The 23392-nt window shown below is 70.6% G+C and carries 24 protein-coding genes and 1 tRNA gene; 11 read left to right on the plus strand and 14 right to left on the minus strand.

The genetic code is table 11. The features are described from left to right. Positions 1 to 143: 143 nt before the first annotated feature. Positions 144 to 2672 (minus strand): helix-turn-helix domain-containing protein, encoded by a 2529-nt coding sequence (locus ACIBAG_RS21885; protein WP_399107178.1) that lies wholly within the window; start codon positions 2670 to 2672, stop codon positions 144 to 146. A 183-nt stretch (positions 2673 to 2855) separates the two neighbouring features. Here ACIBAG_RS21885 and ACIBAG_RS21890 point away from each other — a divergent pair, with 183 nt between their 5' ends. The 5 genes from ACIBAG_RS21890 to ACIBAG_RS21910 all read left to right on the plus strand — a co-directional run bounded on the left by ACIBAG_RS21890 (position 2856) and on the right by ACIBAG_RS21910 (position 6582). After that, complete coding sequence (locus ACIBAG_RS21890; RefSeq protein WP_399107179.1) at positions 2856 to 4115, plus strand: BTAD domain-containing putative transcriptional regulator; 1260 nt, start codon at positions 2856 to 2858, stop codon at positions 4113 to 4115. After that, positions 4112 to 4813 (plus strand): DUF6585 family protein, encoded by a 702-nt coding sequence (locus ACIBAG_RS21895; RefSeq protein ID WP_399107180.1) that lies wholly within the window; start codon positions 4112 to 4114, stop codon positions 4811 to 4813. The genes ACIBAG_RS21890 and ACIBAG_RS21895 overlap by 4 nt, the downstream gene beginning before the upstream one ends. A gap of 99 nt (positions 4814 to 4912) precedes the next feature. Next, positions 4913 to 5140, plus strand: a complete 228-nt coding sequence (locus ACIBAG_RS21900; protein ID WP_031478395.1) for a hypothetical protein — start codon at positions 4913 to 4915, stop codon at positions 5138 to 5140. A gap of 207 nt (positions 5141 to 5347) precedes the next feature. Then, positions 5348 to 6241: an LLM class flavin-dependent oxidoreductase gene (locus ACIBAG_RS21905; RefSeq protein WP_399107181.1), complete on the plus strand. Its 894-nt coding sequence runs from the start codon at positions 5348 to 5350 to the stop codon at positions 6239 to 6241. Between the two features lie 38 nt (positions 6242 to 6279). Beyond that, a complete protein-coding gene (locus ACIBAG_RS21910) occupies positions 6280 to 6582 on the plus strand; it encodes a hypothetical protein (protein WP_399107182.1) in 303 nt (100 codons plus the stop codon). A gap of 1 nt (position 6583) precedes the next feature. Here ACIBAG_RS21910 and ACIBAG_RS21915 read toward each other — a convergent pair whose 3' ends face one another. Continuing rightward, positions 6584 to 6946: a VOC family protein gene (locus tag ACIBAG_RS21915; RefSeq protein ID WP_399107183.1), complete on the minus strand. Its 363-nt coding sequence runs from the start codon at positions 6944 to 6946 to the stop codon at positions 6584 to 6586. Between the two features lie 137 nt (positions 6947 to 7083). On the opposite strand from ACIBAG_RS21915, the gene ACIBAG_RS21920 reads away from it, so the two are divergent. Further along, positions 7084 to 8556, plus strand: coding sequence for an alginate lyase family protein (locus tag ACIBAG_RS21920; RefSeq protein ID WP_399107365.1), 1473 nt, complete (start codon positions 7084 to 7086; stop codon positions 8554 to 8556). Between the two features lie 78 nt (positions 8557 to 8634). Here the strand turns inward: ACIBAG_RS21920 and ACIBAG_RS21925 are convergent, their stop codons facing one another. After that, the gene (locus ACIBAG_RS21925; protein ID WP_399107184.1) at positions 8635 to 10035 is read right to left on the minus strand and encodes a DUF445 domain-containing protein; all 1401 of its coding nucleotides are present in this window, start codon (positions 10033 to 10035) and stop codon (positions 8635 to 8637) included. Between the two features lie 211 nt (positions 10036 to 10246). Here ACIBAG_RS21925 and ACIBAG_RS21930 point away from each other — a divergent pair, with 211 nt between their 5' ends. Continuing rightward, positions 10247 to 11584 (plus strand): SGNH/GDSL hydrolase family protein, encoded by a 1338-nt coding sequence (locus tag ACIBAG_RS21930; protein ID WP_399107185.1) that lies wholly within the window; start codon positions 10247 to 10249, stop codon positions 11582 to 11584. Between the two features lie 52 nt (positions 11585 to 11636). Here ACIBAG_RS21930 and ACIBAG_RS21935 read toward each other — a convergent pair whose 3' ends face one another. From ACIBAG_RS21935 to ACIBAG_RS21950, 4 genes are read right to left on the minus strand one after another with little or no spacing between them, the layout of a single operon-like run. After that, on the minus strand, positions 11637 to 12329 hold the full coding sequence (locus tag ACIBAG_RS21935) for a DUF1707 domain-containing protein (RefSeq protein ID WP_399107186.1): 693 nt from the start codon (positions 12327 to 12329) through the stop codon (positions 11637 to 11639). Positions 12330 to 12362: 33 nt separating this feature from the next. Next, positions 12363 to 13346, minus strand: coding sequence for an ATP-binding cassette domain-containing protein (locus ACIBAG_RS21940; RefSeq protein ID WP_399107187.1), 984 nt, complete (start codon positions 13344 to 13346; stop codon positions 12363 to 12365). 9 nt (positions 13347 to 13355) lie between these two features. Next, complete coding sequence (locus ACIBAG_RS21945; protein ID WP_399107188.1) at positions 13356 to 14177, minus strand: ABC transporter permease; 822 nt, start codon at positions 14175 to 14177, stop codon at positions 13356 to 13358. Then, positions 14170 to 14970 (minus strand): ABC transporter permease, encoded by an 801-nt coding sequence (locus ACIBAG_RS21950; RefSeq protein WP_399107366.1) that lies wholly within the window; start codon positions 14968 to 14970, stop codon positions 14170 to 14172. The genes ACIBAG_RS21945 and ACIBAG_RS21950 overlap by 8 nt, the downstream gene beginning before the upstream one ends. 245 nt (positions 14971 to 15215) lie before the next feature. Here ACIBAG_RS21950 and ACIBAG_RS21955 point away from each other — a divergent pair, with 245 nt between their 5' ends. Continuing rightward, on the plus strand, positions 15216 to 17594 hold the full coding sequence (locus ACIBAG_RS21955) for a transglycosylase domain-containing protein (RefSeq protein ID WP_399107189.1): 2379 nt from the start codon (positions 15216 to 15218) through the stop codon (positions 17592 to 17594). Between the two features lie 16 nt (positions 17595 to 17610). On the opposite strand, the gene ACIBAG_RS21960 is transcribed toward ACIBAG_RS21955, so the two are convergent. The 3 genes from ACIBAG_RS21960 to ACIBAG_RS21970 form a co-directional block, all read right to left on the minus strand. Continuing rightward, on the minus strand, positions 17611 to 17931 hold the full coding sequence (locus tag ACIBAG_RS21960; RefSeq protein WP_399107190.1) for a DMT family transporter: 321 nt from the start codon (positions 17929 to 17931) through the stop codon (positions 17611 to 17613). A gap of 166 nt (positions 17932 to 18097) precedes the next feature. Further along, entirely contained in the window at positions 18098 to 18454 is a 357-nt protein-coding gene (locus ACIBAG_RS21965; RefSeq protein WP_004000934.1) for a co-chaperone GroES, read from the minus strand. Positions 18455 to 18508: 54 nt separating this feature from the next. After that, on the minus strand, positions 18509 to 18838 hold the full coding sequence (locus tag ACIBAG_RS21970; protein WP_399107191.1) for a DUF3618 domain-containing protein: 330 nt from the start codon (positions 18836 to 18838) through the stop codon (positions 18509 to 18511). A 95-nt stretch (positions 18839 to 18933) separates the two neighbouring features. Between ACIBAG_RS21970 and bcp the strand changes: the two genes are divergently transcribed. Together bcp and ACIBAG_RS21980 are read left to right on the plus strand one after the other, a co-directional pair. Beyond that, a complete protein-coding gene (gene bcp, locus ACIBAG_RS21975; RefSeq protein WP_399107192.1) occupies positions 18934 to 19401 on the plus strand; it encodes a thioredoxin-dependent thiol peroxidase in 468 nt (155 codons plus the stop codon). A gap of 39 nt (positions 19402 to 19440) precedes the next feature. Further along, positions 19441 to 19524 (plus strand) — tRNA-Leu (locus ACIBAG_RS21980). 4 nt (positions 19525 to 19528) lie between these two features. On the opposite strand, the gene rdgB is transcribed toward ACIBAG_RS21980, so the two are convergent. The 4 genes from rdgB to ACIBAG_RS22000 form a co-directional block, all read right to left on the minus strand. Next, complete coding sequence (gene rdgB, locus ACIBAG_RS21985; RefSeq protein ID WP_399107193.1) at positions 19529 to 20134, minus strand: RdgB/HAM1 family non-canonical purine NTP pyrophosphatase; 606 nt, start codon at positions 20132 to 20134, stop codon at positions 19529 to 19531. A 151-nt stretch (positions 20135 to 20285) separates the two neighbouring features. Continuing rightward, positions 20286 to 20690 carry a hypothetical protein gene (locus ACIBAG_RS21990; protein WP_399107194.1) on the minus strand — a complete coding sequence of 135 codons (405 nt, stop codon included), beginning with the start codon at positions 20688 to 20690 and terminating at the stop codon, positions 20286 to 20288. A gap of 148 nt (positions 20691 to 20838) precedes the next feature. Then, positions 20839 to 21576, minus strand: a complete 738-nt coding sequence (gene rph / locus ACIBAG_RS21995) for a ribonuclease PH (protein ID WP_399107195.1) — start codon at positions 21574 to 21576, stop codon at positions 20839 to 20841. Positions 21577 to 21656: 80 nt separating this feature from the next. Then, positions 21657 to 21890, minus strand: coding sequence for a glucose PTS transporter subunit EIIB (locus tag ACIBAG_RS22000; protein WP_030943649.1), 234 nt, complete (start codon positions 21888 to 21890; stop codon positions 21657 to 21659). Between the two features lie 127 nt (positions 21891 to 22017). On the opposite strand from ACIBAG_RS22000, the gene ACIBAG_RS22005 reads away from it, so the two are divergent. Beyond that, positions 22018 to 23307 (plus strand): PTS transporter subunit EIIC, encoded by a 1290-nt coding sequence (locus ACIBAG_RS22005; RefSeq protein ID WP_399107196.1) that lies wholly within the window; start codon positions 22018 to 22020, stop codon positions 23305 to 23307. Positions 23308 to 23392: the final 85 nt, after the last annotated feature.

The raw sequence follows: 23392 nt of genomic DNA on the forward strand, positions 1-23392 counted from the left end.
TTCCCCCTGGGTCCGGTGGTGCCTATGACGACGCCGGTGACGCCCATGACGCCCGGGACGCTTGTGACGCCCAGGACGCTCATGGCGCCTGTGACACCGATGACGTGCAGGCACGCTCTGGTCTGTTGCTGTGGTTCGGGACGCTAGGGAGGAGCGATGAAATCGTCGTGAAAGCCGGAGGGGCGCTCCTGCCGCGGGACTCGGCGGCTCCCGTGGTGCCGGGCGAGATGGTGCTGCAGTCGGGCGTGGCGGAACTGGTAGACCGCGCCGGCCTGGCGCAGTACCCCGCGCTGGTAGGCGTCCTCCAGGAAGGTGACGACGGCCCAGGGCAGGCGTCCCGTCAACGGCAGCCAGATCCGGGCGAGGACCAGCCACTGGCCCCAGGCGGTCAGCGTGAGGGCGTAGCCGAGGGCGCCGCCCAGGCCGCTGATGACGCCGAGCAGCAGGCTGGCGCCGGAGGGCCAGGTGAGGGGGCCCAGCGGTCCCTGCAGCAGGTCGACCGCCACTCCGCTGCCGACACCTACCACGACCCCGAAAGTGGGCGCCCAGACGAGCAGTTGGGTGGTCACGGTACGGCGGTTGGTTGTCAGGAGGGTGCGTGGGTTGACCGCGGAGCCGAGGTCGAGGGGGGTTTCGAGGAGGCCGAGGAGGCAGAAGGTCAGGCCGGCACCGGCGCTGAAGACCAGGCCGTAGACGAGCCCGTCGACGAACCCGATGCGCAGCATGGCCGTGGTGTCGTCCGTCCAGGCGTACGACTTGACCAAGCCGACCAGGAACCCGTACGCGAACCCGAACATCGCCCCGCCGAAGGTGCCGATCACCAGGCGGGGGCCGGCCGTCCATGCGGTGCTCTCCGGCCTGCCCCGGATCCGCAGACGTACCGCGGACGGGGTGATGTCCTTGCCCTTGGCCGTGTACGTCAGCCAGTGCACGAGCCCGAACATGAGCCCGGCGAGGAGCCCGACGAGGAGCCCGTCCACGAGGGAGCCGGCGAGCCGGCCGTGGAAGGCGACACTCGCCGCGCCGTCGATGAGGCCGATGGCGAGTCCCGTCACGAGGGCGGTGACGAACGCGCGTGCCGTGCGGCTCGGTCCGTTGCCCAGTCGCCACCACGCGAGGTCGGGTGTCCTGTGCCGGGTCAGATGAACGGCGAGGTAGCCGAGCCAGTGGCGGGCGCGGTCCGGGTCGCGGTCGCGGGGACCGTTGCGGGGGCGGTGACGGTAGACGGTGGGGATGAAGTTGTCGAGGAGGTGGTCCTCCAGCTCCTCGGGGGTGCCGAAGCGTCGGGTGTCGAGGAGGTCGGACGGGTCGCGGTCGGGGGTGTCGCTGTAGATGGTGCGGGCGAGCGACACCATCAGGGGGGTCGTGAGGACCGTGGCGAGCGGGGACGCGGGGTCGGCCGCCGGCTGCTCCCGCTCCCGCTCCGCCGAGTTACCCGGTTCCCTCAGCTCGCCCTGTGCACTCTGCTCGGCCAGTTCGGCCAGTTCGCCCTGTGCACTCTGCTCGGCCAGTTCGGCCAGTACGGGGTCCCACGCGCCCTGGGTGGGGTTCGCGCGGGCGGGCTTGCGGGTGGTGCGGGGCAGGTACGCGGCCAGGTCGTCGAGGGTGAGGTCGGTGAGTTCGAGCGCGGCCGCTGCGGTCAGTACGTCGGTCTCCTTGACCGCGGCGGCGTACTGGCCGGGGCGGCTGGTGAGCACCAGGGGCAGGGTGGTGGCGTTGAGGGCCTCCAGCGCGGGGCGGCGCAGGCGGTCGGCGATCTCGTCGAAGCCGTCCAGTACCGGGAGGACACGGCCGGAGTCGACCAGTGCGGAGGCCAGGTTCGCGCTGCCGGGGGCCCGGGCGGCCGTACCGGGGTGGTCGCGCATCAGCTGTTCGGTCAGCCAGTCGCGCAGGGTAATGGCGGTGGGGTCCCAGGCGCCGATGCTGAAGATGACCGGGACGGGCTCGTCGGGAGTGCGCGTCCTCACGTGGTCGAGGACGAAGCGCAGGGTCAGGATCGTCTTGCCGGAGCCCGAGCGGCCGAGCACCACCAGCCGTCGGGAGGGGATGTCCCGGTACTTCTCCGCGATCTGCTCCAGCCGCCCGCTCAGGTCCAGGGGGTCGTTCGCGGCTCCCGGCGGGAGGCGGCGGATGTTGGTCCAGTGGTCGATGAGTCCCTCGTCCGCCACCTTCCAGCGGACGGGCAGGGGGTACGGGTCCTGGATCTGCCGTTGCTCCTCCTCGCGCCGCCAGCGGGCGGCCACCGCCTTCGCGAGTTGTTCGGTCGCGTCCGCGAGGGGGTCGTGGGTGGGCGACGGCGGCTTTCCCGGGGTGGGCTCCGGCTTTTCCGGGATGGGCTCCGGTTGTTCCGGGATGGGCTCCGGTTGTTCCTGGATGGGCTCCGGTTGTTCCTGGATTGGCTCCGGCTGTTCCGGGATGGGCTCCGGCTGTTCCCGGGCTGGTTCCTGCGGGCCGGGAACAGCGGCGCGTATCAACTCCTCGCGGTCCTCCGGCCCCAGGCCGAGCGCGTCGGCCAGCGACTGGACGGTCGTCATGCGCGGGTTGGACCGCTTGCCGGTCTCCAGGCCGCGGATGGTGCTCACGCTGACGTCGGAACGCCGCTCCAGCTCGTCCTGTGTCAGCCCCTGCCGGACGCGTAACCGCCGCAGGACCGTGCCGAACTCACTGGCCACAAGTCACGGCCCTTCCCCTTCAGTTGTGGTCTTTCCGCAGGTGAGGGACTTTAGCCGGGTCACCGGTCACATATGACCGGTTCAATGCCCTGTCCACGTTTCCTCCACGTCGGCCAGCTTCGAAGCCATCGAGGTGATCGACCGGGACGACCTGCGCGACCGGTCCGGAGAACGGGGAACATCATGCCGACGACCACAGCACCCCAACGACGCCGGGACCGCCAAGACGGCACAGACGGCCAAGACGGCCAGGGACTCACGGGTGCCGCCGCCCTCACCCCTCAGGAACGCGAGGTGCTCGCCGCGCTCGGCTGCGGTATGGAGGACGCCGAGATCGCCGAGGCCCTCGCGCTGCCCGAGCGGGAGGTGGCCGGGCAACTGGAGTGCATCCTGGCGAAGTTGGGGCTGCGTGACCGCGCGGCGGCCATCGTGCACGCCTTCGACTGCGGTCTGGTCGTGCCGGGACAGGGGCCGCGCAGGCAGGCCGCGTCCTTGGTGACCACCGTCCACGGGCCGACCGGCCCCGCGCCCGGCGCACGGCTCCGGGTCTCCCTGCTCGGCCCGTTGCGGGCCCGGCTCGACGGGCGCCCCATGGACGTCGGACCGGTCCGGCAGCAGGCGGTGCTGGCGGCACTGGCGCTGAGCCGGGAGCGGTCGGTCAGCCGGCAGGAACTGCTGGACGGTGTATGGGGGATGGAGTCACCCGGCGCGAACGTCGTACCGGTCTATGTCTACCGGCTGCGCAAGTGCCTGCCGCTCGGGGAGTGCCCGGAGTCGGTGATCGGGCGGGACCGGTACGGCTATCGGCTGGTGCCCGGCGTGGTCGAGGTCGACGTCACGTACATGGAGGAACTCGTCACCGCGGCCGGTGCCGCCGAGCGGGCCGGGGATCCGGCCGAGGCGGTACGGCTGTGCGCGCGGGCGCTGAAGCTGTTCCGTGGTGAGCCGCTGGCCGGACTGCCCGGTCCCTTGGCCGAGTTGGAGCGGCTGCGGCTGGTGGAGCGGCGGGTCGCCCTGGCGCAGCGGAAGGCGCAGTGGCAGCTGCGGCTGGGCCGGATCGCCGAGGCGGCCACGGACCTGTCCGCCCTCGCCCTGGAGCAGCCCCTGAACGAACCGGTCGCCGCACTGCTGATGCACGCACTGCACCGCTGCGGGCGGCGGGCCGAGGCACTGGCCGTGTTCGAGCGCACCGCCAGGCGGCTCGACGACGACCTGGGCGTGGCTCCGGGCGAACTGCTGCGCCGGGCACGGTGGTCGGTCCTTCGCGGCGAGGACGCGGGTGGCGACCGCGAGCAGATCAAAGGTCGCGAACGCGTCCGCGGTCGCGAACAGGTACGTGGTCGCCAACAGGTGCGTGGTCGCGAACAGGTGCGTGGTCGCGAACAGGTACCCGGTCGCGAACGCGTCCACGGTCGCGGGCCCGGTCGGGCGGGTGCGGCGTGAGCGACGGTAGTCACCGGGAGGGCCGCGCCGACGAGTTGCTGTTGGCGAAGGTCTCCGAAGCCGCGGGCCGGGCACGGCTGGGCAGGCGGCGTGCCACGTATCCGGCCCCTGTCGCCGAAACCGGGGTGTGGCGGGCCGCCGTGGCAGGCGTACGTCGTCTGCTGCGGGCCGGCGGACGATCGGGGACGGGCACGGGTCGCGCACGGCTGGACCTGTACGAACACGGGCTGACGGCCGCCGGCGCCGGGCGGATCCGTGTCGTCCGCTACGACACGACGGTGGTGCGCCGACGCCGGGTGCTGTCCCCGCAGGGCATCGTCCGCGCCCTTGAGCTCGTCGATGTCGACGATGAGCGGATCGTGCTGCGCTGCGGCGACTTCGCCCGAGCCGAGGTGTGGGGAGCCGAGATCCGCCGGGCCGTCACCGCCGCCCAGCTGCCGCGGGCCCTGGCCGCGCTGGCCGAGGGGGCGCGGCTCGACTTCGGCCCCGTGTGGATCACCCGGGACGAGATCGGCTCCCGGGGGACGTCCCTGCGGTGGGCGCGGGTCCAGCGGATCGAGGTCCTCAACGGCTCCGTCGCCGTCCGCTCCGCCGACCGCTGGCAGGTGTGGGGAACCGTCGCGTCCGGGATCCCGAACCTCGGTGTCCTCCATGCCCTCGCGGAGCGGCTGACGGCTGCCGAGCGGGACGAGGGCTGACGTACGGCGCCGGGTTCGACGGACCGGCGTACCACTCCACCCATCACTGAGCACAACACCCACTGAGCCAACCCACTGACCACAGAAGGAGACTCCGACATGGCCGACAGCTACCGATTCCGCTGCGGCGAGTGCGGGCACCGCACCGCCTGGGCGAGCGAGTCCCAGGGCGAGCAGTCGATCGAGAACCACTACGCCCGACGCCATCCGCGCATCGCCCCCGGCGGGATGGTCGAGTTCCGCAAGGGCTCCTCCGGCGGCGGCACCGGATGCCTGATCGCCCTGGCCATCGTGGTCCTGCTGCTGATCATCGCTTCCCGCAACTGACGAACCCCTTCAACGCCCCCGACCCCGAGGGCCGTCGGCCGTCGTGGGAAATGGTTTGTCCCGCGAAGTCGGCTCGTCCTACAGTGAGCCGACTTCGAAGAGACGTTCCCCCGGAAACACGCCGCAGAGCGGGAGCGTCCCACCTCGCAGAGGTGCCGGAGGGGCGGCAACTGTCCTTGTCGACCCCTCATTTCGGAGGTCCCCTCCATGAACGTCCCCACGAACGTGGGCCTCGGCCTGCCCATCGGCGATCCGGCCGCCCTGCTCACCTGGGCCCGGCGCGCCGACGCCGGTCCCTTCAGCGCGCTCGGCCTGCTCGACCGGCTCGTGTACGACAACCCCGAGCCGCTGGTCGCCCTGTCCGTCCTCGCGGGCGCCACCACCCGCATCCGCGTCCAGACCGAGGTGCTGCTCGCCCCGCTGCGTGACACCGCCCTGCTGGCCAAGCAGGCCGCCACCCTGGACCGGATGACCGGTGGCCGCCTCACCCTCGGTCTGGGCATCGGCGGCCGCGACGACGACCACCGGGCCACGGGCACCGACCTGCGCACCCGGGGCCGCCGCCTGGACGAGCAGATGGCGACGATGTGCCGCCTGTGGCAAGGCGAGCCCTATGACGACGGCGACGGCGGCGATGACGGCGACGGCGACTGCGTCCGCGTCGGTCCCATCGGCCCCGTGCCCGCCCGACTCGGCGGCCCGGAGATCCTCTTCGGCGGCTTCAAGCCCGCCGCGCTCGAACGCGTCGCCCGCTGGGGTGACGGCTTCCTCGCGGCGGCGGCGCCCTCCTGGGCGGGAGGCCTCTTCGACACCGTCCGCGGCTTCTGGAAGGAGTACGGCCGCGACGGCGAGCCCCGTCTGGTGGCCCAGGTGAACGTCGCGCTGGGTCCGCGGCACGTGCTCGACGACGCGCGGGCCCGCATGCACGCGTACTACGCCTTCACCGGCATGCCCGACCGCATGGTGGCCGGCATGCTCACCACCCCGGCCGAGATCCGCGCCGCGCTCACCGCGTTCGCCGATCTGGGCGCCGACGAGGTCATGCTCTACTGCTACGGCCTCGATCCGGACCAGGTGTACCGCCTCGCGGACGTGCTGTGAGAATGGTCGGCCGACCTGCGTGGAGCTTGGAGGCAGACATGGCGAAGATCCCCAGCGCGGCCGTCGCGGCAGGCGGCCTCGTCGGTGGCTACTGTGTGGCCCGCTGGACGAAGAAGCGGCAGCTCGGCGGGGCCGTACTGGCCGTCGCGGGGGCCGCGGCCGCCAAGCAGTGGCGGCAGCAGGCGGGCGGCGGGGCCGCCGGGGCGCTGACCGCCGCGTATGTCGCCGCCTTCGCCGGGTCGCATCCGCTGGCCAAGAAGGTGGGCGCCTGGCCCGCCGTGTTCGGGGTGGCGGGGGCGGTGGCCCTGGCGTCCTGGGCGGTGGCGGACCGGCGGGGGTGAGCTACGCCGGGCGGTGGGTCAGGACATTCACCACCCGCCCGTTCGGGTCCCGTACGAAGAACCGCCGTACGCCCCACTCCTCGTCCCGAAGCTCCCGTACGACCTCCGCGCCCGATGCCACCACCCGCGCGTACACGGCGTCGACGTCCTCGACCTCCACACTCAGGTCGGGGACGACGGGCGCGGTGCGTTCCTCGGTGAAGAAGCTGATCTGGGCGGTGGGGTTGACGGGGGACGCCATGGTCGTCACCCAGCCCATGCCCATCACCTCCTCGAAGCCGAGCAGGCCGTAGAAGTCCCTGTTCGTCCCCATCCCCTCCGCCGACTCGACATGGACGTTGGGGACGATCCTGCGGATGGTCATGGGCACGGCTCCTGATCGACTGACCGGCATCCTGAGGTTTTTGTTATCCCCGGCAGTGTTCCCCCGTCTCCTCACCGTCCCCAGCCGCAGGCACGCGAGGAATTGACGACGTGACACGACAGATCAGCCGCCGGAGCATGCTCAAGGCCGCGGGCGTGGCAGCCGGAGCCGTCGGAATCGGTACGGCCGTGCTGCCCGCCGCCCCTGCCTTGGCGGCCGGCGCCCACGCGCACCCCGGCCTTCTGCACACCCGCGCCGACCTGGACCGTATGGCCGCCAAGGTGAAGGCCGGCGCCGCTCCCTACACGGCCGGGTTCGCCAAGCTGACCGCCAACCGGCACGCGCAGAGCGGTTGGACGGCCAACCCGCAGACGACCGTCATCCGGGGAGGCGACGGCCAGAACTACGGGATCCTCTTCCGGGACGTGCACGCCGCCTACCAGAACGCCCTGCGCGGACACGTCAGCGGTGAGGACGCGCATCTCGACACCGCCGTGGCGATCCTCAACGCCTGGTCGGCCAAGCTGACCACGATCGGCGGCAACGCCGACCGGTTCCTCTGCGCCGGCCTGCAGGGCTACCAGATCGCCAACGCCGCCGAGCTCGTCCGCGACCACCCGGACTTCGAGCTCGGCCGGTTCCAGGAGATGCTGACCAAGGTCTTCGCGTCGGTCAGCGACGACTTCCTGGTCAGGCACAACGGCGCCGTCGTCTCCAACTACTGGACCAACTGGGACCTCGCCGCGATGTGCTGTGTCCTGGCGACCGGCATCTTCTGCGACGACAGGGACCAGGTCGCCCGTGCCGTGGAGTACTTCAAGCACGGCGAGGGGCTGGGCTCCATCAGGAACGCCATCCCCGTCGTGCACGAGGACGGGCTCGCCGAGTGGCTGGAGGCCGGCCGCGACCAGGGGCACGCCCTGCTCGGCGTCGGTCTGATGGGCACGTTCTGCGAGATGGCCTGGAACCAGGGCGTCGACCTGTACGGCTACGACGACAGCCGCTTCCTCAAGGGCGCCCAGTACGTCGCCAAGTGGGCCATGGGCGGCGACGTGCCGTTCACCGCGAACACCCGGAAGAAGGGCGCGATCAACGGCTGGTCGGGGTCGGAGACCGTGACCGAGGCGGCGCCCGTGGACCCGGCGATGACCCGCCCGATCTGGGCGATGATCGCCAACCACTACACCAAGCGCCGGGGCCTGCCGGCGTCGTACCTCACCCGGATCGCCGCGAAGTCCGCGCCGGAGGGCGGCGGCGGGGACTACGGCCCGAACAGCGGCGGCTACGACCAGCTGGGCTTCGGCACGCTGGCGTTCACGCGGGACAAGGCCACGGGGACGGGCACGGGCGGCTCGCCCGGTCCGGCGGCGTCGGGGGCGGCATCCACGGCGGCCGGTTCGGGGGCGGGGTCGGCGTCGGGGTCGGATGCCCGGCCGCAGCCGGCGACCCCCTCTTCCCCCTCCGCGTCCGCCTCCCCCGCCACGGGCGACCTCGCCGCCACCGGCTCCAGCGAGATCCTCGGCTGGACCGCCGCGACCGGCGTCACCGCCCTCGCGGGCGGCCTGCTCCTGCTGCGCCGCCGCGGCCGGGTCCGGGGCGAGTCCCGGTAGGGCCGCGCGAAGGGGAATGATCTCCGGTCCCGGCGCCCGCCACGAGGGGCGCCGGGACCGGTCCGCCCCGTGGGCCGCCTACGCCCCGAGCGCCCGCGACACGGTGTAGATCAGCAGCCCGGCCAGCGAGCCGACCACCGTGCCGTTGATCCGGATGAACTGCAGGTCGCGCCCGATGTGCGCCTCGATCTTCCGCGTCGTGTGCGAGGGGTCCCAGCTCGCCACGGTGTCGGTGATCAGCAAGGTGATCTCCTTGCGGTACGTCGTCACGACGTGCACCGCCGCGTCCTCGACCCAGCGGTCCACCTTGTTCTGCATCGCGGTCTCGGCGGCCATGCGGGCACCCAGGGACAGCAGGGAGGACCGCACGCGCAGCCGCAGCTCGCTGCGCTCGTCCTCGGCCGCCGACACGATCATGGCGCGGACGGCGGTCCAGGCGGACGCGATCAGGTCCTGAACCTCGCCCCGGGCCAGCACCTCGCCCTTGAGCCGCTCCACGCGCGCGCGTGTGTCGGTGTCGGACTGCAGGTCGGAGGCGAAGTCGATGAGGAACCGGTCGAGGGCGCCACGGGCCGGGTGGGAGGGCATGTCGCGCATCTCGGCGCAGAAGCGGACCAGCTCCTTGTAGACCCGCTCGCCGACCTTCCGGTCGACGAACTTCGGCGTCCAGCCGGGCGCGCCGCCCTGGACCGCGCCCATGATCTCGTCGTCGTGCAGGATCAGCCAGTCGTGCGCCTTGGTCACGATCAGGTCGACGGCCCGCTTGTGGCCGCCGTCGGCGACGATCCCCTCCAGCATCTTGCCTATGCCGGGCGCGATCTCGCGGGCGTCGGCCCGCCGGGTGATCGCCTCGCCGACCACGGCCTGGACGTCGGAGTCGCGCAGCACCGTCAGGGCGCCCCTGAGCGCCGTCGCCAGTTCGGCGGTCACCCGGTCGGCGTGCTCCGGTTCCGCCAGCCAGGCGCCGAGCCTGCTGCCGATGCCGACGGAGCGCAGCCGCTGCCGTACGACGTCCTCGGAGAGGAAGTTCTCGCCGACGAACTCGCCCAGGGAGACGCCCAGCTGGTCCTTCTTGTTCGGGATGATCGCGGTGTGCGGGATGGGGATGCCCAGCGGATGGCGGAACAGGGCCGTGACCGCGAACCAGTCGGCGAGCGCGCCGACCATGCCGGCCTCGGCGGCCGCGGCCACATAGTTCGCCCACGCGCCGGCGCCCTGGTTCGACGCCACCTTGGCGAGGACGTACACCAGCGCCACGAACAGCAGCAGCCCGGTCGCGGTGATCTTCATCCGCCGTACGCCGCGCTGCTTCTCCTCGTCGGCGGCGCTGAACGTCGTCATCGCACGTACGGCCGACGCGGGGACGCCCCGGTTATCGGCGGCGTCGGGCCGGGCATGCTGATCTACGACACTCGCACCCGTTTCATCCGGATTCGTACGTTCCATCCGCTCCACCCGTCCAGGATCCCCCGCACACATTGTCCCTACCTGACCGACTCCTGGAACGAACCAGGAGTTCCCGGCGTCTGTCCGGTGGGGGAGGTCGACGGTGAACTCCGAACTGCGAACTCCGGATGAACTTCGGCGGCCCAACGGGGGGTCTGTGCAACTCCCCTCCGCCTTATGACGCATCATGAGGTGATCACATCGGAGCCTCGGGCTCCCATCCGCCCGAGGAGACACGCACCGCATGACCAGGCGAAACGGTTATGCCCTGCTATCTGGGATCATCGCCCTGATCGTGGCGGTTTCGGCCGCAATCTACGTCGGAGTCGCCTCCGACGACGGAACGACCACCGCGCAGAGCACCCTCGACCGGGAAGGCCCCCAGCGCGGCCCCGCCGCCCCGGCCTCCACCGGCATCTGGGTCGGCGCCTGGTCCGCCTCCCCCGTCGGTGCCGAGCCCGGCACCGAGGTCGGGGGCCTGGCGGGCCGCTCGGTGCGCAACGTCGTGCACACCAGTGTCGGCGGTACGAGTGCCCGGGTCACGCTGTCCAACCTGTACGGCCAGTCGCCGCTGACGATCACGCACGCGTCGATCGCCGTGGCCGCCGGAACCGGCACCGCGGCCGCCGTCGCGGACACCATGCGGCGGCTGACCTTCGGCGGCAACCCCACGGTCGTCATCCCGCCGGGGCAGCAGGTGCTGAGCGACGCCGTGCGCCTGGCGATCCAGGCGGAGGCCGACGTCCTGGTCACCACCTACTCCCCCACGCCGTCCGGCCCGGTGACCTACCACCCCCACTCACGCCAGACCAGCTACGTGGCCGAGGGCGACCTCACCGAGGACGCGACCGGCGTGGCGTACACCGGGCAGGTCGAGTCCTGGCGGTACCTGACCGCGCTGGACGTGCTCAGCAACGAGTCCGACGGCACCGTCGTGGTCTTCGGCGACTCGCTGACCGACGGCATCACGTCCACCGAGAACGCCAACCGCCGCTGGACGGACTTCCTGTCGCGCCGACTGCGCGAGGCGGTCGCGGCCGGCGAGGACGTGCCGCGCTACAGCGTCGTCAACCAGGGGATCAGCGGCAACCAGATCCTCGCCAGCGGCTCCGGGCGCCCCGCGGACAACCAGGCGGGCGTCGGCCGCTTCCACCGCGACGTGCTCTCCCGCACGAACGTCAAGGTCGTCGTCATCGACCTCGGCGTCAACGACATCCTGCGCAACCCGAACCTGGCCGACCCGAACCGCATCCTCGACGGCCTGCGCACCCTGGTCCGCCAGGCCCACGCCCGCGGCCTGAAGGTCGTCGGCGCGACCCTGATGCCGTTCCAGGGCCACCGCGGCTACACCGACGCCCGCGAGGGCGTACGCCAGCAGATCAACGCCGAGATCCGCGCGGGCGAGGTCTTCGACGCGGTCGCCGACTTCGACAAGGCCGTCCGCGACCCGTACAACCCCCGCAAGTTCCGCCCCGACTACGACTCGGGCGACCACCTCCACCCGAGCGACAAGGGCTACGAACAGATGGCCCGGTCCTTCAACCTGGAGGACCTGAAGGGCGCGGCTCCGGCGGAGCTGTGACGGGCTCGGCCTGCGGGCAGTCGTGCCGCTGGGGCGGACGGCCAACGGCGGCTCAGTCCAGCTCCCGCCGCTCAGCCCTCCGCTCCAGCTTCTCCCGCCGCCGCTCCTCCCGGAGCTCCTGCCGCTGGGCCCGCGTCATCTTCCGCTCGACCCCGACCCCGCCCCAGAAGGCGAACCCGGTCACGATCACCCGAGGCGCCCCGGGATCCCCCGGCACCCCGTCCTCACGCTGGTCGAAGCCCCCCATGATCCCGATCCCCCGCACCACGACCTCGACCCCGGGCGGCACGATCACTTGCACCCCGCCCATGATCGCGACGCAGTTGATCTCGATCTCCCGGTCCGCGAAGTTCGCCTCCCGCAGATCGATCTCCCCGCCGCCCCAGAAGGCGAAGCAGTTGAACCGCCTCGGCGCGGTCCACCGCCCCTTGCGCTGGAACCCCGCCATGACGGCGACACCCCACGTCGACGACCCCTCGCCGCCGACGATCCGGTCGGCCCAACTCCCCTTCAGGGACCCGGGCTTCTTCAGCATGTCGACCTTCGGGGCGGCCACCGTCCCGACCGGCAGATCCCGGGTGATCGGCGCCAGCTCACCGTACGTACGAGCCTTGTACGTCGCGTCGAGCCGTTCCTCGAACTCCTCCATGTCCAGCCGCCCCTCCGCGAGGGCGTCCTGCAGGACCTCGGCGACTCGTTCACGATCGGCGTCGGAAGCGCGCAGCTCCGGGGCATCGTCGGTCATGTACAGCAGCCTACGAGCAACCCCGGCCCGGTGCTACGAGACCGCTCTTTCCGCCTGCTCGGCGTACATCTTCGCGATCACGGCCTCGATGTCCGGCTCCCGCACCGACAGATCCACCAGCGGATACTCCGCCGCGATCCGCGCCACCAGCACCGCCGCCGACTCGGCCGCCGGGAACGCCAGCCACTGCCGCGGTCCCTCCACCTTCACCACGCGCGCGGGCGCCGCCTCGATCGGCGGCAGCTCGCGCTCCAGGTCCACCACGAGGATGCGCTCGCTCTCCCCCACCTCGTGCAGCCCGGCGAGCGGACCGTCGTACATCAACCGCCCGTGGTCGATGACCATCACCCGTGAGCACAACTGCTCGATGTCCTGCAGGTCGTGCGTGGTCAGCAGGACCGTCGTGCCGCGCTCGGCGTTCACCTCCCGCAGGAACTCCCGCACCTTCGCCTTGGAGATGACGTCGAGCCCGATCGTCGGCTCGTCCAGGTACAGCACCTCGGGATCGTGCAGCAGCGCCGCCGCGATGTCGCCGCGCATCCGCTGGCCGAGGGAGAGCTGGCGCACGGGGACGTCCAACAGTGCGCCCAGGTCCAGGAGTTCCACCAGGCGGTCGAGGTTCTCTCGGTAACGCCCGTCCGGGATGCGGTACATGCGGTGCATCAGCTTGTACGAGTCGATCAGCGGCAGGTCCCACCACAGCGTCGTACGCTGCCCGAACACCACCCCGATGCGGTGCGCCAGGCGTTTGCGCTCGCGGGAGGGGTCGATGCCCGCCACGCGGAGCCGTCCGCCGCTCGGTGTCAGGATCCCCGTCAGCATCTTGATCGTGGTCGACTTGCCCGCGCCGTTCGGGCCGATGTAGCCGACCATCTCGCCGCGCGCCACGGTGAAGGAGATCGAGTCGACGGCCCGCACCTGGCGCCGCTCCCGCTTCAGAAAGCCCGTCTTCTTGCGTACGTCGAAGACCTTCTCGACGCCGTCGAGTTCGATGAACGCCTCGTCCCTGTCCGCCATCGCCTGCCCCTAACTCCCCGTACTCCGATACGACCGCAGCCCGCCCCGCCACGCCAGACCGGCCAGCGCACAGCACACCCCCGCCACCAGCGGCGAGGCGAAGGCCGTCCACTCGGGCAGGCCGATCGGGTACGGCCGTCCCAACACGTAGGCGGCGGGCACCCAGTTGACGAAGGCGAGCGGCAGCATGAAGGTCACCCCGCGCACCAGGTCCTTGCCGAACACGGTCGGCGGATACTGCAGCAGCGTGGTCCCGCCGTACGTGAAGGCGTTCTGCACCTCGGCGGCGTCCTGCGCGAAGATCTGGAAGGCCGCGCCCGCCACGAACACCGCCGAGAAGATCGCCGCGCCGCTGACCACCATCACCGGCACGAGCAGCACCTTCGGCACGCTCCAGTCGACGTCGACCGCGACCAGCGCGTACCCGAGGACGACCGCGCCCTGGGTGATCCGGCCCAGGCGGCGCAGCGCGAAGTGGTCCGCGCCGACCTGGGCGAGCACCGGCGCGGGACGCACCAGCAGCGTGTCGAACGAGCCGTCGCGCATCCGGGCGCCCAGGACGTCCATCGAGCCGAGCACCAGGTCGGCGATCCCGAACGCCGTCGCCGACAGCCCGTACAGGAAGGCGACTTCGGGCAGCGACCAGCCGCCGAGGGAGTCGACCTGCGAGAACATCAGCAGGATCGCCACGAAGTCCAGGCCGGTCACCAGCAGGTTGCCCAACACCGTGACCACGAAGGAGGTGCGGTAGGTCATGCTGGACCGCACCCACATCCCGGCGATCAGCCGGTAGGCCCGCAGCCCCTCGAGCACAGCGCTCCGCTCAGCCACCCTGCACCACCACCCGCCGTGTCGCCGCCGACTGCAGCAGCCGCCCCGCCGCCAGCAGCACCACCGCCCACGCCGCCTGGAAGGCGAACGCCGCGAGCGGATCGGTCTCCCCCATCAGCACGTCGGCCGGCATCTGGATCTGGGCCGCCCAGGGCAGCACCCGCACGATGTCGCCGAAGACGCCGGGGAAGGCGTTCAGGGGCAGCACCATGCCCGAGAAGAAGATGCCGGTGATCATCAGGACCTGGTTGACGCCCATGCCGTCCAGCAGCCAGAACACGCTCAGCGCCGCCAGATAGCGGATCGCGAAGCTGACGATCATCGCGAGCAGGAGGGCGACCAGACAGGCCGGCCAGGCGGCAGGCTCCGTGGGCAGCGCCATCGGGAAGAACAGCGCGCCGAACCCGAACGGGATCACGCCCCGCCCCAGCAGCTGGAACAGTGCCCGCCCCATGTCGCCCGCCAGCCACCACAGTTGGAGATCGGCCGGCCGGTACAGGTCGACGGCGATCTCCCCGGTGCGGATACGCCCCATCAGGTCCTTTTCCGCACCGCCGCCCTGGATGGCCAGCGTGGCGTAGAGGCACTGCCCCAGCCACACATAAGTGACCGCCTGCGCCTGGTCGTAGCCCCCGAGGTGCGGCTTCTCGTCCCACAGCGCCAGATACGTGTAGACGAGGATCACGCCGAAGACGGTGTTGGTGAACACCCCGGCCGCCGTAGCCGCCCGATATGTCGCGTATCGTCTGAACCCGCCCACCGCGACGGCTAAGTACAACCGCCCCGATCCCACATCCACGGCCCTCCTCGCCCGCGCCCGGCACCGAAGCGCAGGAGCCTAGTGCGCGGACGAGTAGAGCTGCCAGCGGATTTCGGGCGGGTTTTCCGGGGACGCCGGCGGGAGAGTCTGCTCACTTTCGGCTGACGCCCGCCGGTTTCCGGGAACGGAACGACCGGTGCGAGAGTCTTCAATGGGGGCGCAGTAGGCGTACGAGGCGTACGGGAACGTACGACGCGAAACAGGAGTCCGTGCACGACATGAGCGACGAGCAGCAGCCGCCACAGCAGCCGACCCAGCGATCGGGGCGGCCGAGACGGACGGGCTGGCGGCGGATCATCCCGACCTGGCGGACGGTGCTCGGCACCTTCGTCATCGGCGCGCTGCTGCTGTTCGGGTTGTTCTTCCTCGGCTACTCCATGGTCAAGATCCCGCCGGCCAACGCCCTCGCCACCAAGCAGGCCAACGTCTATCTGTACGCGGACGGCTCAGTGATCGCCCGCGACGGCCAGGTCAACCGGGAGAACGTCACCATCGGGCAGATCTCCAAGGACGGCCGGCACGCGATCCTGGCCGCCGAGGACCGTGACTTCTACACCGAGTCCGCGGTCGACCCCAAGGCGATGCTCCGCGCCGCGTGGAACACGGCCACCGGCAAGGGCAAGCAGTCCGGCTCCACGATCACCCAGCAGTACGTGAAGAACTACTACCTGCGCCAGGAGCAGACCGTCACCCGCAAGGTGAAGGAGTTCTTCATCTCGATCAAGCTGGACCGCGAGAAGAGCAAGGACGAGATCCTCGAGGGCTACCTCAACACCAGCTTCTTCGGCCGCAACGCCTACGGCATCCAGGCCGCCGCGCAGGCCTACTACGGCATCGACGCGGCGGACCTCGACCCGGCCCGCGCCGCCTATCTGGCCGCACTGGTCAACGCGCCCAGCGAGTACGACGTCGTCGCCCACCCGGAGAACAAGGGCGCGGCCGTGGCCCGCTGGAACTACGTCCTGGACGGCATGGTGACCAAGGGCTGGCTGTCCGAGAAGGACCGGGCGGGCATGAAGTTCCCGATGCCCAAGGAGGCCACGGTCTCCACCAACCTCTCCGGGCAGCGCGGGTACATCGTGCGGATCGTGAAGGACTACCTGATCAAGAACAAGATCGCCACCGAGGCGGATCTGGAGGCCGGCGGCTACCGCATCACCACCACGCTGCAGAAGGACAAGCAGGACGCCTTCGTCGACGCCGTCAACGACCAGCTGATGTCCAAGCTGGACAAGAAGAACAACAAGGTCGACACCTACGTCCGCGCGGGCGGCGCCTCCGTCGACCCGAAGACCGGCAAGGTCGTGGCGATGTACAACGGCATCGACTACGTGAAGCAGTACACCCCGAACGCCACCCGCCGGGACTACCAGGTCGGCTCCACCTTCAAGCCGTTCGTGCTCACCTCGGCCGTGGAGAACGACTCGATCACGCAGGACGGCCGCCCGATCACCCCGAACACGATCTACGACGGCACCAACAAGCGCCCTGTGCAGGGCTGGTCGGGCGGCGGCTACGCCCCCGAGAACGAGGACCAGATCTCCTACGGCGACATCAGCGTGCGTACGGCCACCGACAAGTCCGTCAACTCGGTGTACGCGCAGATGGCCGTGGACGTGGGCCCGGAAAAGGTGAAGGACACCGCGATCGAGCTCGGCCTGCCCGCCGACACCCCCGAACTCCAGGGCGTCCCGTCGGTCGCGCTCGGCACCGCCACCGCCAGCGTCCTGGACATGGCGGAGGCCTACGCGACCCTCGCCAACCACGGCAAGCACGGCACGTACACCATGATCGAGCGGGTCACCAAGGACGGCGCCGACGTCATCGAGCTGCCGAAGCGCAAGACCACCCAGGTCATCAGCCGCGAGGCCGCCGACACCACCACCTCGGTCCTGCAGAGCGTCGTCGAGAACGGCACCGGCACGCCCGCCCAGGCCGCGGGCCGTCCGGCGGCGGGCAAGACCGGCACGGCGGAGAACGACAAGGCCGCCTGGTTCGCCGGGTACACCCCCGAACTCGCCACCGTCGTCGCCGTCATGGGCCAGGACCCCGACACGGCCGAACAGAAGCCCCTGTACGGCGCGCTGGGCGCAGAGCGCATGAACGGCAGCGGCCCGCCCACCGCGATCTGGGCCCAGTTCACCGAGGAGGCCCTGAAGGGCAAGCCGGTCACCGACTTCGACCTGGAACTCCAGGAGGGCGCGGAGGTGCCCCAGTACCCGACGACCGACCCGACCAAGGGCGACCCCGGCACCGGCGGCCAGGACAACGGCGGCGCCACCGGGGACACGACCACGGGCGGCCAGGACAGCGAGGGCCAGACCGGCGGCGAGACCCCGGGCCAGACGGACGGCGGCGCCACCGGCGACACGACGACCGGCGGCACCACCGACGGAGGCACCACCTCCGACGGCGGCACCACGGGCGACACGACGACCGGCGGCAGCGACGACGGGGGCACGACCTCCGGCGGCGCGACCGGCGAGATCATCGGCGGGATGGACACCGGCGGCAGTACGGGCGGCGACACCTCCTCCGGCGGCACGGACACCGGCGCAGGAGGGTCCTCGGCAAGCGGGGGCGGGGAGGATCAGTGACCGCCGGCCGGCCGCGTCAGTGACCGCTGGTCGCCTTCAGCCCCACCACGGCGACCAGCAGCAGACAGACGAAGAAGATCCGCGCGGCGGTGACCGGCTCGCCCAGCACCGCCATCCCGACCACCGCCGCGCCGGCCGCGCCGATGCCCACCCAGACGCCGTAGGCGGTACCGATGGGCAGGGACTTCGCGGCGTACGACAGCAGCAGCATGCTGGCGACGATGCCGGCGCCGGTGAACAGGCTGGGGACGAGCCGGGTGAAGCCGTCGGTGTACTTCATGCCGATCGACCAGCCGACCTCGAGCAGACCGGCGACGACGAGCAGAACCCAGGCCATGACAGGCACCTCCGAGACGTGACGACGTTGAGCGGGGGTGCGTCGTCTTTGCCTGCTTCCCTGCGGGGATCCCGGTACGGCGCGTCTCGTCGGGCTCCTTCAAAGCTAGCAAAAGGCAAGGAAAAGGGGCTGGTGACGATGGTCACCAGCCCCTGCAACCACTGATTCAGAGGTAGAGCCCCGTGGAGTCCTCCGACCCCTCGAACCGGTCGGCGGCCACGGCGTGCAGATCGCGCTCGCGCATGAGCACGTACGCGACTCCGCGCACCTCGACCTCGGCGCGGTCCTCGGGGTCGTACAGGACCCGGTCGCCGGGCTCCACCGTCCGTACGTTCTGCCCCACCGCGACGACCTCGGCCCAGGCCAGCCGACGGCCGACCGCCGCCGTGGCGGGGATCAGGATGCCGCCACCGGAACGCCGCTCACCCTCGTTGGTGTCCTGCCGCACGAGTACACGGTCGTGCAGCATCCGGATGGGCAGCTTGTCGTGGTGGGTGCTGTGCTCGTTTCTGTTGGCGCTCACGCCTTGAACCTACCTGCCTTTGCCGCGTTCGTACGCCGCCGGGTCCGCCGTCGCTCAGCCCTTGCGGCGCCGGGTGCCGAGCGCCAGCAGCCCCACGAGGCCGACGGCGACGAGTGCGACGGGCACGATCCGCTCCAGGCGGGGCGCCCCGTCCTCGTGGGTGAACTTGCCCTTGACGTCGCTCACGGCCCGGTTGACCCCGACGTAGGCCCGTCCGAGCGTGTGGTCGATGTTCGACACGACCTTGGCCTTGGCGTCGCCGACGATCGTCTTCGGGTGCACCCGCACCCCGATCTCGTCGAGCGTCTCGGCCAGCGCTGCGCGGCGGGCCCTGATGTCCGCCTCGATCTGCGCCGGTGTTCTGGTGTCCGACGTGTCCGCCACCGTACGGCCTCCGAAGTGAAGCTGATGCTGTTTCCGGACAGTCTGTCAGCTCCACGCCGAACCGCACCGTCAGGCTCCCCGGTTACGCTGGTCCGATGAGCGAGCGACTCCAAGCGGGGGACGTGGCCCCCGCCTTCACCCTGCCCGACGCCGACGGCAACGAGGTGTCCCTGTCGGACCACAAGGGCCGCAAGGTCATCGTCTACTTCTACCCGGCCGCCCTGACGCCCGGCTGCACCAAGCAGGCCTGCGACTTCACGGACAACCTGGAACTGCTGGCCGGCGCCGGCTACGACGTGATCGGCGTCTCCCCCGACAAGCCGGAGAAGCTCGCCAAGTTCCGCGACCAGGAGTCCCTGAAGGTCACCCTGGTGGCGGACCCGGACAAGAAGGTCCTGGAGGCATACGGCGCCTTCGGCGAGAAGAAGCTCTACGGCAAGACCGTCGTGGGCGTCATCCGCTCGACGGTGGTCGTCGACGAGGACGGCAAGGTCGAGCGGGCCCTGTACAACGTCAAGGCGACCGGTCACGTGGCGAAGATCATCAAGGACCTGGGGATCTGAGCACCCGGCCCGGCCAGTAGCATGGCCGGGCAAGGTCACGCGGCCGTGGTGGAATTGGCAGTCACGCTGGGTTTAGGTCCCAGTGGGGTAACACCCGTGAGGGTTCGAGTCCCTCCGGCCGCACCGATCACTGCGTGAGCAGTTCCCGTACGACCGGCACCAATGCCCGGAACGCCTTGCCCCGGTGGCTGATCGCGTTCTTCTCCTCGGGACTCAGCTCGGCGCAGGTCCGGCTCTCGCCCTCCGGCTGGAGGATCGGGTCGTACCCGAAGCCGTTGGTGCCGACGGGAGCCTGCCGCAGGGTGCCCCGCAGCTGCCCCTCGACCACGCGCTCCGTGCCGTCCGGCAGGGCGAGCGCCGCCGCGCACGCGAAGTGCGCCCCCCGGTGCGCGTCGTCGATGTCGGACAGCTGGGCCAGCAGCAGCTCCAGGTTGGCCCGGTCGTCCCCGTGCTTGCCCGCCCAGCGGGCGGAGAAGATGCCGGGTGCGCCGTTCAGGACGTCGACGCACAGGCCGGAGTCGTCGGCGACCGCCGGCAGCCCCGTCGCCCGGGCCAGGGCGTGGGCCTTCAGCAGGGCGTTCTCGGCGAAGGTGACGCCGGTCTCCTTGACGTCGGGGATGTCCGGGTAGGCGTCGGCGCCGACGAGTTCGTGGTGCAGCCCCGCGTCGGCGAGGATCGCCCGGAGCTCGGTGATCTTTCCGGCGTTGCGGGTGGCGAGGATGAGGCGGGTCATGGGGTCCAGTATCCCGGGGGTGCGAGACGCGCCCCAAAGGGGCGCGGGGCTGTATCGACATGCGGCTCCGCCGCGTGGGCGCGACCAGCCAGACTCAGCCGGCAGCCTGCATGACCCGGCAGACGAGTAGCACCCGCCCAGCCGGCGGCAGCTACGACGTGCAGACCTTGGTCAGTTCACCGGCCGCGTCCGTGACCCCGCTGATGTCAGGGGTCTTGTCGCCGTTCTCGATGTCCCCCTGGAACTGGACCAGGGCCGCGCGCATGTCCTCGGTGGCCTTGTCGAGGTCGGCGTTGTCCGTCTTGTCGCCGATCTTGTCGAGGTTCTCACCGATGGTGTCGATGGACTCCTGGAGCTGCGTCGGGTCGTTCGACGCGTTCTCCACGGCCTGCTGGAGTTCGGTCACGCTGTCGGCGATGGTCTCGGCCGTCTGGACGCAGTCCAGCGCCTTGTTGACGGCGTCACAGCCGGTGGTCAGCCCGACCGTCAGCCCGACTGCCGCGACGGCTGCGGCGACTGTGGCGATACGGCTCCGGCGGCGTCGGCTCGTGGCCATGGTTGACGTTCCCTCCCTGCCTCAGGCCTCGCGGGCCCCCGTTGTGCGTTGGCCGGGCGTACAGCGGTGTGCCGTACGCCCGTACCCCTAGTGACGCCGGGAACGGCGGCGCGGTTGCCCGAAGCTGCGGCTGTTCTTGGTGTGGCCTTTACTTTTCGAGGACCGTATCAAGTGCCTTGCGCTGGAGGTCCGCCAGCTCCCCGCATCCGGAAACGGCGAGGTCCAGAAGGGAGTTGAGCTCCTCGCGGGCGAAGGGCTCGGCCTCGGCGGTGCCCTGGACCTCGACGAAGCGGCCGTCGCCGGTGCAGACGACGTTCATGTCGGTGTCGGCCTTCACGTCCTCCTCGTAGCAGAGGTCGAGGAGCGGAACGCCGCCGACGATGCCGACCGAGACGGCGCTGACCGTGCCGGTGAGCGGCTTGCGGCCGGGCTTGATCAGCTTCCTGCCCTGGGCCCAGGCGACGGCGTCGGCCAACGCCACATACGCGCCGGTGATGGCCGCCGTACGCGTCCCGCCGTCGGCCTGGAGGACGTCGCAGTCGAGGACGATGGTGTTCTCGCCGAGCGCCTTGTAGTCGATGACCGCGCGCAGGGAGCGGCCGATGAGGCGGCTGATCTCGTGGGTGCGGCCGCCGATCTTGCCGCGCACGGACTCGCGGTCGCCGCGGGTGTTGGTGGCGCGGGGCAGCATGGCGTACTCCGCGGTGACCCAGCCCTCACCACTGCCCTTGCGCCAGCGCGGGACGCCTTCGGTGAAGGAGGCGGTGCACAGGACCTTCGTGTCGCCGAAGGAGACGAGGACGGAGCCCTCTGCGTGCTTGCTCCAGGCGCGTTCGATGGTGATGGGGCGGAGCTGTTCGGGGGTGCGGCCGTCGAATCGAGACATGCCGAGAGCCTAGCCGCAGTCACGGATACGGAAGGGGCCGCTCCCCTGGCGGGAACGGCCCCTGCGGTGAGTCCGCAGGCTCACATCATGTCTTCGATCTCCGCCGCGATCGGGTCGGCGTCGGTGCCGATGACGACCTGGATGGCGGTGCCCATCTTCACGACGCCGTGGGCGCCGGCGGCCTTCAGGGCGGTCTCGTCGACCAGCGAGGCGTCGCTGACCTCGGTGCGGAGCCGGGTGATGCAGCCCTCGATCTCCTCGATGTTGTCGATGCCGCCGAGCCCGGCGACGATCTTCTCAGCCTTGCTGGCCATTTCGGTCTCCTCACGCACTGTTGGCCCAACTTCACGAGCGGTTGCGTCGTGCGTACCGAAGGATGACGTCACAGCAACCCAATCGTCGATAACTGGTCTACACCACCCGACAGGCGGCCGCCAACCCATGACTGCCGAGACCGAGATCTCCCCCGCACGCCGGCGGTGGCAGGCGGCGTTTCAGGGCCTGCAGAAGATGGGCCGCAGCCTTCAGCTGCCCATCGCCGTACTGCCCGCCGCCGGCATCCTCAACCGGCTCGGGCAGCCGGATGTGTTCGGGGACGAGGGGCTGGGCTGGGACAACGTCTCGAAGGTGATGGACGGCGCGGGCGGGGCGCTGCTGGACGGTTCGCTCGGGCTGCCGCTGCTGTTCTGCGTCGGCGTGGCCATCGGCATGGCGAAGAAGGCGGACGGTTCGACCGCGCTCGCGGCGGTGGCGGGGTTCCTCGTCTACTACAGCGTGCTGCGCGGGTTCCCGGAGGACTGCCCGGAGGGGACCAAGGAGATCCCCGACATCGGCTGCGCCGCGGCCGAAGGGGCGGTGAGCGCGTACACGTACCAGAACCCGGGTGTCTTCGGCGGTATCGTCATCGGCCTGCTGGCGGCCTTCTTCTGGCAGCGCTACCACCGGACGAAGCTGGTGGACTGGCTGGGCTTCTTCAACGGCCGGCGTCTCGTGCCGATCATCATGGCGTTCGTGGCGACCGCCTTCGCGGTGCTGTGCCTGTGGATCTGGCCGCCGATCGGTGACGCGCTGGAGAGCTTCAGCGACTGGATGGACGGCCTGGACGCCTGGGGTGCGGGCGTGTTCGGCGTCGCCAACCGCGCCCTGCTGGTCGTGGGGTTGCACCAGTTCCTCAACGTGCCCATCTGGTTCCAGTTCGGCAGCTACACCAAGCCGGACGGCGAGGTGGTGCACGGCGACATCAACATGTTCCTCGCGGGCGACCCCGACGCCGGCCAGTTCACCTCCGGTTTCTTCCCGATCATGATGTTCGCCCTGCCCGCGGCGGCCCTCGCGATCACGCACTGCGCCAGGCCGAGCCGGCGCAAGGAGGTCGGCGGCCTGATGCTGTCGGTGGCGCTGACGTCCTTCGTCACCGGCATCACGGAACCGATCGAGTACTCGTTCCTGTTCATCGCGCCCGCGCTGTACGCGGTGCACGCGCTGCTGACGGGTGTCTCGATGGCGGTGACGTGGGGGCTGGGGGTGCACGACGGGTTCAGCTTCTCGGCCGGGCTGATCGACTACATCATCAACTGGAACCTGGCGACGAGACCCTGGGCGATCATTCCCATCGGCCTGAGCTTCGCCGTCGTCTATTACGCGATCTTCCGTTTCGCGATCACGAAGTTCGATCTCAAGACCCCGGGAAGGGAGCCGGAGGAGGAGATCGAGGACGTCACAAAGGTCTGAGGACGGCAGAAGGCCCCAGGAGATACGGCCCTGGAAGATCCGGAAAATCCCGCGGGAATCGCGGGTTCCTTATCTCGCCTTCATC

This window comes from Streptomyces sp. NPDC051243 (genome assembly GCF_044455405.1).
In the GTDB taxonomy this organism is placed as follows: Bacteria; Actinomycetota; Actinomycetes; order Streptomycetales; family Streptomycetaceae; genus Streptomyces.

Excerpts from the sequence above, each read along its gene's own strand:
- rdgB (WP_399107193.1), bottom strand. The coding sequence starts at position 20,134 with ATGACCCGCCTCATCCTCGCCACCCGCAACGCCGGAAAGATCACCGAG.
- ACIBAG_RS21925 (WP_399107184.1), bottom strand. The coding sequence starts at position 10,035 with ATGTGTGCGGGGGATCCTGGACGGGTGGAGCGGATGGAACGTACGAAT.
- ACIBAG_RS21890 (WP_399107179.1), top strand. The coding sequence starts at position 2,856 with ATGCCGACGACCACAGCACCCCAACGACGCCGGGACCGCCAAGACGGC.
- ACIBAG_RS21920 (WP_399107365.1), top strand. The coding sequence starts at position 7,084 with ATGCTCAAGGCCGCGGGCGTGGCAGCCGGAGCCGTCGGAATCGGTACG.
- ACIBAG_RS21940 (WP_399107187.1), bottom strand. The coding sequence starts at position 13,346 with ATGGCGGACAGGGACGAGGCGTTCATCGAACTCGACGGCGTCGAGAAG.
- ACIBAG_RS21990 (WP_399107194.1), bottom strand. The coding sequence starts at position 20,690 with ATGGCCACGAGCCGACGCCGCCGGAGCCGTATCGCCACAGTCGCCGCA.
- ACIBAG_RS21900 (WP_031478395.1), top strand. The coding sequence starts at position 4,913 with ATGGCCGACAGCTACCGATTCCGCTGCGGCGAGTGCGGGCACCGCACC.
- ACIBAG_RS21910 (WP_399107182.1), top strand. The coding sequence starts at position 6,280 with ATGGCGAAGATCCCCAGCGCGGCCGTCGCGGCAGGCGGCCTCGTCGGT.
- rph (WP_399107195.1), bottom strand. The coding sequence starts at position 21,576 with ATGTCTCGATTCGACGGCCGCACCCCCGAACAGCTCCGCCCCATCACC.
- ACIBAG_RS21930 (WP_399107185.1), top strand. The coding sequence starts at position 10,247 with ATGACCAGGCGAAACGGTTATGCCCTGCTATCTGGGATCATCGCCCTG.
- ACIBAG_RS21935 (WP_399107186.1), bottom strand. The coding sequence starts at position 12,329 with ATGACCGACGATGCCCCGGAGCTGCGCGCTTCCGACGCCGATCGTGAA.
- ACIBAG_RS21960 (WP_399107190.1), bottom strand. The coding sequence starts at position 17,931 with ATGGCCTGGGTTCTGCTCGTCGTCGCCGGTCTGCTCGAGGTCGGCTGG.
- bcp (WP_399107192.1), top strand. The coding sequence starts at position 18,934 with ATGAGCGAGCGACTCCAAGCGGGGGACGTGGCCCCCGCCTTCACCCTG.
- ACIBAG_RS21905 (WP_399107181.1), top strand. The coding sequence starts at position 5,348 with ATGAACGTCCCCACGAACGTGGGCCTCGGCCTGCCCATCGGCGATCCG.
- ACIBAG_RS21955 (WP_399107189.1), top strand. The coding sequence starts at position 15,216 with ATGAGCGACGAGCAGCAGCCGCCACAGCAGCCGACCCAGCGATCGGGG.
- ACIBAG_RS21915 (WP_399107183.1), bottom strand. The coding sequence starts at position 6,946 with ATGACCATCCGCAGGATCGTCCCCAACGTCCATGTCGAGTCGGCGGAG.
- ACIBAG_RS22005 (WP_399107196.1), top strand. The coding sequence starts at position 22,018 with ATGACTGCCGAGACCGAGATCTCCCCCGCACGCCGGCGGTGGCAGGCG.
- ACIBAG_RS22000 (WP_030943649.1), bottom strand. The coding sequence starts at position 21,890 with ATGGCCAGCAAGGCTGAGAAGATCGTCGCCGGGCTCGGCGGCATCGAC.